Consider the following 8,554-nt stretch of genomic DNA (forward strand, 5'->3'; position numbering starts at 1 on the left):
AGGCATCAATACGGCCATCACCTCGCAGACCGGTTCGTACGTCGGATATTCTTTCGCGGTACCCAGTAACATCGCCAAAAAGGTAGTGGACGATATTTTGGAATACGGCAATGTACAGAAAGGTATATTAGGGGTAAGCACGATTCCGATGAACACACCCTACGCCGCAAAAAAAGGGATTAAGGATATCGATGGGGTCTATATCGATGGGGTCGAAGAAAATACCGGTGCTGCCAAAGCCGATCTCCGCAGTGGCGATATCATCAAACAGGTCGATAACATTAAGGTACATCAGTTTCCCGATTTGACCGGATATCTTTCCACCAAAAAACCGGGTGACGAGGTGAAGGTTACCGTTGAAAGGGATGGTGAAAAATTGACCCTTCCCGTGATGCTCAGCGAAATACAGACCTTGGTGGTTCCCGAAATGGGTCTCGAGGTAAAAAATCTGACGGATAAAGAACGTAAAATGTTTAAGATAAATTCCGGAGTGCGTATCGTAGGCGTTCCCGAAAGATATCGCGGCTACGGACTTGACGGAAAAATTTTACTGGCTCTCGGCGATGAGGAAATCAATGACATTCAAGAAGCGCGCGCCCTTTTCGGACGGATTTCGAAATATGAAAAGACCGTTATCACTATGTTGAACGAAGATGGGGAACGCGAAAAGCTTATTTTTCAATAAGTTGGGAACATCCTTAAAATAAAAAACGTCCGAAACCGGGCGTTTTTTTATGGGTACCGACCCGCTTAAATCCAACCTTATGGGCAATTTTTTTTCTAAATTGAGAATATTGAATTACTTTCGCCTTCTAAATCATTAACGCAAAGACTCAACTTTACATGAAAGGTTTTAGAATAGTATTAATGGTAGCGGTCTTGTTGACTTTTGGCCTGCAATTTTCGCACGCCCAGGACGAAGAACAAGATGAAGGATCGTCGTTGGAAAATGGACCAATCGATAGCCAGTTTGAGTTCGTTTATGAAAAATCGGGAAACTACAGGGCGGATGGAAAAAGATACGAAGTGGTACGCACAATTTCTTTGGACCAGCTTCGCCAAAATGTTTTGGACACCCTTAGTGGCTTCAATACGCGTGCCGCTGAACTGAAAGCTACCATTGCGGGCCACGAATCGACCATAACTTCCTTGGAAAAAAAACTGGAGGATACCACCAATAGTCTTGCAGTCGTTACCGAAGAGAAAGACAATATGTCGTTCTTGGGCATTGCGGTGTCGAAAGGCACTTACAACGCCATATTATGGACGGTCATCGCCGGACTGCTCATTCTATTGCTTTTCTTTATCTATAGATTCAGGAACAGCAATATCCTTACCCAAGAAGCCAAGACTAATCTTTCGGAACTGGAAACGGAATACGAAGACCATCGAAGAAGGGCTTTAGAAAGGGAGCAAAAGATAAGTAGGGAGCTACAGGACGAAATCAATAAATACAAAAAACAGAAATAGAAACCAAAAAAGCTCCCCTCGGAGCTTTTTTAAGTTTACGCCCCTATATGCGCATCGATATCATCACCGTTCTACCGGAGCTGTTGGAAAGTCCGTTCGGAGCGTCAATACTAAAAAGGGCCATCGAAAAGGGTTTGGTAGAAGTCCACATGCACAATCTTAGGGACCATACCGACAAAAGCTACAACCAAGTGGACGACTATCAGTTCGGCGGCGGCGCGGGAATGGTGTTGATGATCGAACCTATCGACAGGTGCATCGCCGCCCTTAAAGCGGAACGGGACTACGATGAAGTCATTTACATGACTCCCGACGGCGCTACGCTAACCCAAAAAATGGCCAACGGGCTTTCGCTGTTAAAAAATATCATTATTCTTTGCGGGCACTACAAAGGTGTTGACCACCGGGTCAGGGAGGCCTTTATCACCAAAGAAATTTCCGTGGGAGACTACGTGCTTTCAGGTGGTGAACTTGCGGCGGCCATAGTATGCGACGCCGTTATCCGCTTAATTCCCGGAGTGCTCAATAATGAAACCTCCGCCCTGACCGACTCTTTTCAGGACAATCTTTTAGCCCCGCCGGTATATACGCGTCCTTCGGAATACAAGGGCATGAAAGTGCCCGAAATACTGCTGAGCGGTAACTTCCATAAAATCGAGGAGTGGCGTGAAGATGAAGCGCAGAAACGAACGGAACGGCTGCGACCGGATTTGTTGGAGTGAAACCGGAGTTTAGCGTTGTGTTTTGGTGTTTGATTGTTGACAAAATCGAAGAAACACATTGCAGTTTCTAATATATCCCTTACTTTTGCATCCTGTTAAATCAACCTCTGACGAAAATCGTGAATGTTGATCCGAATATAACCATAAATCAAGATCATGGATTCATTGATAAAATTCGTAGAAGACGAATTTGTTCCAAAAAAAGAGTTTCCGAAATTTTCAGCAGGTGATACCATAACGGTGTACTATGAAATCAAGGAAGGTGAAAAAACACGTACCCAGTTTTTTAAGGGAGTAGTCATTCAGAGAAGGGGAAGTGGTTCTACCGAAACCTTTACCATTCGTAAGATGTCAGGTACAGTAGGGGTAGAACGAATATTTCCAGTCAATATGCCTGCTTTGCAAAAGGTGGAAGTCAATAAAAAAGGAAAAGTACGAAGAGCCCGTATTTTCTATTTCCGGGAGCTTACCGGTAAGAAAGCACGGATTAAGGAAATACGTTCCTAAGCCTTTCTGTTATGTAAATACACGACCCGTCAGGATAACTATCTTGACGGGTTTTTTTGTTTATGAACAATTGTTCATAACCTATGTTTATATACTGTTGGTTTTTAATTTGTTGAATATTTTGGTGATAACACTATTTTACACTACATTTATTCTACGATAATGAGAAATGCTTGTCCAAAGCGGATTTCAAAATCGTTATAAAGTTCACGTTCTTTATATTATTGTTTAGTTTTTGTTGTAGGTGTTGTGGTAATTACATATCAGTATCACCTTATCAGAAATGAGCTTGGTGCCGAAAGGCTGTCGCTTTTCGGAAAAAGACTAAGTGGATGTATTATTGGTTCGGATATGTAGAACTTCGGTTTTACGTACAGAAACAAGTACATTAAAACAATGGAAAAGAAACATCAAAAAGTCCCATTGGTTCAATACTTAAAGGACGGAAAGTGTTTCAAACGTCAGGATGAGTGATGCGAATGCGATCAAGGATTGCCGATCTGTCGTTAGACAGGGAAGAAAGTTCGCTAACTACTTCTAAAAAGCCATATCAATGTATTTATACAATGATATGGCTTTTGTTTTTTTGATATTCCTGCGATTTGAAAACTCCTGACCTTTCAAAAGGCAGGAGTATACCATCGAAATTTCGATATCGTTCCCGTTTCATCTTTCCCTCCCCAACATCACATAAAATTGTATATTTGCTCCACTTAAAACAAGAACTGCTCTTGGATTTTTCTATTAGGGCATGTTGAAAAACAATGCTGCTATGCCCCCGCGGTTTTCCGAATAGAAGTACAAGACGAATTCCAAAATCAAAACCTTCATGTCCAAAATTTTCTACACCAAAACTGACGAGGCCCCGGCTTTGGCGACCCAATCCTTTTTACCCATTGTAAAGGCTTTTGCGCAAACCGCGGATGTCGACCTTGAAACAAAGGACATATCGCTGGCCGCACGGATAATAGCGACTTTTCCCGACTTTTTGAACAACGACCAAAAAATCTCCGACGACCTTGTCGAGCTAGGGCAACTGGCCAAAAATCCCGAAGCCAATATCATTAAGTTGCCGAATATTAGCGCATCCGTTCCCCAAGTAAAGGAAGCCATCAAAGAATTGCAGGAGAAAGGCTATGCATTACCCAATTACACCGATGAGCCCTCGAACGAAGAGGAAAAAAATATAAAATCGAGATACGATAAGATTAAGGGCAGTGCCGTAAACCCAGTGCTTCGTGAAGGTAATTCCGATAGAAGGGCACCTCGTGCGGTTAAAAATTACGCTAAGAAAAATCCACATTCGATGGGCGAATGGAGCCCCAATTCAAAAACGCATGTCGCGACCATGGATCATGGGGATTTTAAATCCAATGAAAAATCACGTACCATCGACAAGGCTACCGATATAAAAATCCAACTCGTACAGAACGATGGAAAAACCGTTCTTTTAAAGGAAAAAATTTCCCTTGTGGCCGGTGAGATTATCGATGCTACGGTGATGGACAAAAAAGCCTTGATGGCCTTCCTTCAAAAACAGGTGAAAGATGCCAACGAAAAAGGAGTACTTTTTTCATTGCACTTAAAGGCTACCATGATGAAAGTTTCCGACCCAATCATATTCGGCCATGCCGTCGAAGTATTTTTTGCGGACGTTTTCAATACACACGATTCCACTTTCCAGAAATTAGGCATCAGCGCCAATGACGGACTCGAAAATCTTTACCGCAAACTTGACGAACTGCCTTCCGGTAAACGCGAGGAAATCGAAAACGATATCAAAAAAACCATCTCTAATGGGCCGGATCTGGCCATGGTCAATTCCAATAAGGGCATTACGAATCTGCATGTACCCAGTGATATAATCATCGATGCCTCGATGCCAGCCATGATCCGCAACGCTGGAAAGATGTGGAACGCCGAGGGGAAAACACAGGATACCAAGGCCGTAATTCCCGATAGCAGTTACGCCGATGTCTATTCCGCCACTATAGCTTTCTGTAAAAAACACGGCGCTTTTGACCCGACCACCATGGGTACGGTGCCCAATGTGGGCCTTATGGCGCAAAAGGCCGAGGAATACGGCTCACATGATAAAACTTTCGAAATCGGTACCGCCGGTACGGTCGAGGTAATGGATTTGAACTCAGATGCCGTGCTGTTCGAGCATTCCGTGGAAAAGGGAGATATCTGGCGGATGTGCCAAGTGAAGGACGCCCCTATTCAGGATTGGGTCAAGCTAGCGGTTTCCCGTGCCCGGGCCACAAAAGATCCGGCCGTTTTTTGGTTGGACGAGGCCCGTGCCCACGACGCGCAACTGATTAAAAAAGTGAACGACTACCTGCCCGAACACGATACCTCAGGTCTTGACATCCGCATTTTATCTCCTCTAGAAGCCACAAAATTCACATTACAGCGTATTAAGGAAGGAAAGGACACCATATCCGTAACCGGCAACGTTTTGCGGGATTATCTTACCGACCTTTTCCCTATTCTGGAAGTCGGTACCAGCGCAAAGATGCTATCGATCGTTCCCTTGATGAACGGCGGTGGACTCTTTGAGACAGGAGCCGGCGGTTCCGCGCCAAAACACGTGGAACAGTTCTTGGAAGAAGGGCATCTTCGGTGGGATTCCCTAGGTGAATTCTTGGCCTTGGGAGTTTCGCTGGATTTTTACGGCGAGAAATACAACAACGAAAAAGCCCGTGTTCTTGGCGACGCTTTGGACACCGCTACGGAAAAATTTCTCATCAACGATAAATCACCTTCCCGCAAGGTCAACGAACTTGATACCCGAGGCAGCCATTTCTACTTGGCGCTATATTGGGCCGAAGCTTTGGCCGAACAAAATAAAGATAAAGATTTGAAATCAAGGTTCTCGGAGGTTTTCGAAACCCTACATGAAAACGAATCAAAAATAACCGGGGAGCTCATTGCCGCACAAGGTCGTCCGCAGAAAATCGGGGGATATTATCTGCCCGATCCAAAAATGGTAGAGGAAGCAATGCGGCCAAGTAAAACCCTGAACGGGATACTGGCGAATATTTAGAAGTGGGCGATACCCGATACCCGATGCCCGATGCCGTAAAGTAAAATCCTTTAAAAGACCATTGTCCACCGACAGCGGTCTTTTTTTTAAATAATTGTTAACGTAGCGGACAGAGGTTAATTTCTATTTACATTTACGGAACATCGCCCGAGCCTAAAAAAATCGTCTTTGATGGATAGAAAGACCCGAATCCTCCTTTTAATTTTTCTCCACAGCTACCTACTAGCTTTCCCACAACAAAAATATACCATCAGTGGCACCGTTTCCGAAGCAGCCAGCAATGAAACCCTCATCGGCGTCACCGTTGCCATACCAGAATTACGAACCGGGGTAACCACCAATGAATATGGTTTTTATTCCATCACACTTCCCGAAGGGGAGTATCAGCTTCAGGTAAGCTATTTAGGTTTCAAGGAAGTAGTGCAGACCATCGATCTTTCCCAAAATTTAAAGTTCAACATCAAAATGGAAGAGGCCGCCGAAGCGCTTGATGAGGTCGTGGTAACAGAGGACGTGGAAAAAATGGACATCCGGAAGCCGCAGATGAGCGTCAATACCTTATCGGCTGCCACTATTAAAAAGATTCCGGTAATCTTGGGCGAGGCCGACGTAATCAAGTCCATCTTGCTCTTGCCCGGCGTGACAAATGCCGGTGAGGGCGCATCCGGATTTAATGTTCGCGGCGGTGCGGTGGACCAGAATCTGATACTGTTGGACGAAGCGATCATTTTCAATTCCTCACACCTGTTCGGTTTTTTCTCGGTCTTCAATCCCGATGCCATCAAGGATATCAAGTTATATAAAGGGGGAATTCCCGCACGTTATGGTGGCCGGGTCTCGTCGGTGCTGGATATTTTCCAAAAGGAAGGCAACAGTAAGGCGTTCAAGGTAAATGGGGGCATCGGACTGGTGGCGAGCAGACTGCTGGCAGAAGGCCCCATCGTAAAGGATAAGGCCGCATTCTTGGTCGGTGGCCGCTCATCGTACGCCCACCTGTTCCTACCGCTCTTCGATGTGGACAATAAAGCGTATTTCTATGACCTGAATACCAAGATAAACTACAACATCAACGACCGGAACAGCGTTTTTCTATCCGGTTATTTCGGTAGGGATGTTTTTAGCATCAGCGATAGCTTTGTCAACACGTATGGCAATGCCGTCGGTAATTTTCGCTGGAACCATCTCTTCTCCGACAAACTGTTCTCCAACCTCTCCCTCATTTATTCGGACTATTACTATGGTCTCAAACTTGATTTCGTTGGCTTCAATTGGAATTCAGGTATCCAAAACTTCAATGTAAAATATGACCTCAAGCATTATGTCAACGATAAGTTACAGATAAATTATGGTATCAACGATATCTACTATCGGTTCAATCCTGGTAAAATCGAGCCCAGTCGAGCGGATTCGGGAATTTTGGAAGAGCAGCTCATTCAAAAATATGCCAACGAATTCGCGGCCTACATCGAAGTGGAGCATGACATCACACCAAAGTTAAGCCTGAATTACGGTCTACGCTTCAGCAACTTTATAAGACTCGGGCAAGATGAACTGAATGTATATCAAAACGATAATCCCGTACTATTCGATCCTTTTTTACTCGTATATCAAGAGGCTGATCCCATTCGCACCATCAATCCCGGTCGGGGCAGTAATCTGGCGACCTTCAATAATTTAGAGCCTAGACTTTCAATGGCTTACACCCTGAACGACGACAATTCATTTAAGGCCAGCTATACCCGCTTGGCGCAGTACCTACATCTTTTATCGAACACCAACTCCCCTACCCCGTTGGACGTGTGGACACCAAGCGGACCTTTCGTAAAACCTCAGATTTTGGACCAATATGCCGTGGGCTACTTCAGAAATTTCGCCAATGGCGATTATTCCTTGGAAACCGAGATTTTTTATAAGGATGTACAAAACCGCATCGATTATATCGACGGGGCCAACCTGATCGCCAACGATGCCATCGAAACCGTAATACTGAACGGAGAAGCCAGAGCCTATGGCCTAGAATTTCTATTGCGGAAAAACGAAGGGAGGCTCCAAGGCTGGCTGGCCTACACGCTATCGAGATCAGAACAGCGTACACCCGGTCGTATTCCAAAAACGGATAATGGCCGTTCGAACATGGAAACCGGTATCAATTTCGGGGAATGGTACAACACGCCCTACGACAAAACCCACGATATTTCGCTTTACGGCAGTTACGAACTCGACAAAAAATGGAGCTTCAATACCAATTTTGTCTATCAGACCGGGCAGCCAACCAATTACCCGATTGGGCAGTTCGAATTTCAGGGGCTTACCGTGCCCTATTACGGCTTACGGAATGAACAGCGATTACCTGCCTATCACCGCATCGATGTATCGGCGACCTTGACCCCGAAAAAGAACGACCAAAGAAAGTGGAAGGGCGAATGGGTATTCAGCATCTATAATCTGTACAACCGAAGAAATGCAGCATCGATCAACTTTCGGCGCAATCAAGATACCGGTGCCAATGAAGCCGTTCGTACCTCGATCTTTGGTATAGTACCCGCAGCGACCTATAATTTTAAATTCTAAGACCATGAAAAGGCTATTTCTAATTTTTACGGGCTTTTTACTGTTTACGGGATGCGAAGATGTAGTTGACATCGATGTGCCTTCTGAACAATCACGGCTCAGTGTAGACGCCCTGATTCGTATCGACGAAGACGCTTCCATAACCAATGTGATAATAAATGCTAGCCTAACCAGTTCTTTTTTTACGGAAACCTCGGCTGCAGAACTACAGCAGATAACAATTCTGAATCCGGAT

General features: G+C 44.8%; 6 protein-coding genes and 1 pseudogene. All 7 read left to right on the top strand.

Going from position 1 to position 8,554, the window contains the following annotated elements:
• Positions 1-685: S1C family serine protease (locus tag ACEW8S_RS12730; protein WP_373518522.1), on the top strand; the 685-nt coding region annotated here is incomplete at its 5' end.
• 158 nt (positions 686-843) lie between these two features.
• Positions 844-1,470, top strand: coding sequence for a tRNA (guanine-N1)-methyltransferase (locus tag ACEW8S_RS12735; RefSeq protein ID WP_373518523.1), 627 nt, complete (start codon positions 844-846; stop codon positions 1,468-1,470).
• Between the two features lie 47 nt (positions 1,471-1,517).
• Complete coding sequence (trmD, locus tag ACEW8S_RS12740) at positions 1,518-2,192, top strand: tRNA (guanosine(37)-N1)-methyltransferase TrmD (protein ID WP_373518524.1); 675 nt, start codon at positions 1,518-1,520, stop codon at positions 2,190-2,192.
• Between the two features lie 156 nt (positions 2,193-2,348).
• Entirely contained in the window at positions 2,349-2,699 is a 351-nt protein-coding gene (rplS, locus tag ACEW8S_RS12745) for a 50S ribosomal protein L19 (protein ID WP_373518525.1), read from the top strand.
• An 829-nt stretch (positions 2,700-3,528) separates the two neighbouring features.
• On the top strand, positions 3,529-5,748 hold the full coding sequence (locus ACEW8S_RS12750; RefSeq protein WP_373518526.1) for an NADP-dependent isocitrate dehydrogenase: 2,220 nt from the start codon (positions 3,529-3,531) through the stop codon (positions 5,746-5,748).
• Between the two features lie 171 nt (positions 5,749-5,919).
• Positions 5,920-8,319, top strand: a complete 2,400-nt coding sequence (locus ACEW8S_RS12755; RefSeq protein ID WP_373518527.1) for a carboxypeptidase-like regulatory domain-containing protein — start codon at positions 5,920-5,922, stop codon at positions 8,317-8,319.
• A 4-nt stretch (positions 8,320-8,323) separates the two neighbouring features.
• A pseudogene (locus ACEW8S_RS12760) lies at positions 8,324-8,554 on the top strand (hypothetical protein); the annotation flags it as partial.

Origin of the sequence: Pricia sp. (assembly GCF_041745955.1) — a bacterium.
Classification (GTDB): Bacteria; Bacteroidota; Bacteroidia; order Flavobacteriales; family Flavobacteriaceae; genus Pricia.

Excerpts from the sequence above, each read along its gene's own strand:
- ACEW8S_RS12735 (WP_373518523.1), top strand. The coding sequence starts at position 844 with ATGAAAGGTTTTAGAATAGTATTAATGGTAGCGGTCTTGTTGACTTTT.
- trmD (WP_373518524.1), top strand. The coding sequence starts at position 1,518 with ATGCGCATCGATATCATCACCGTTCTACCGGAGCTGTTGGAAAGTCCG.
- ACEW8S_RS12755 (WP_373518527.1), top strand. The coding sequence starts at position 5,920 with ATGGATAGAAAGACCCGAATCCTCCTTTTAATTTTTCTCCACAGCTAC.
- rplS (WP_373518525.1), top strand. The coding sequence starts at position 2,349 with ATGGATTCATTGATAAAATTCGTAGAAGACGAATTTGTTCCAAAAAAA.
- ACEW8S_RS12750 (WP_373518526.1), top strand. The coding sequence starts at position 3,529 with ATGTCCAAAATTTTCTACACCAAAACTGACGAGGCCCCGGCTTTGGCG.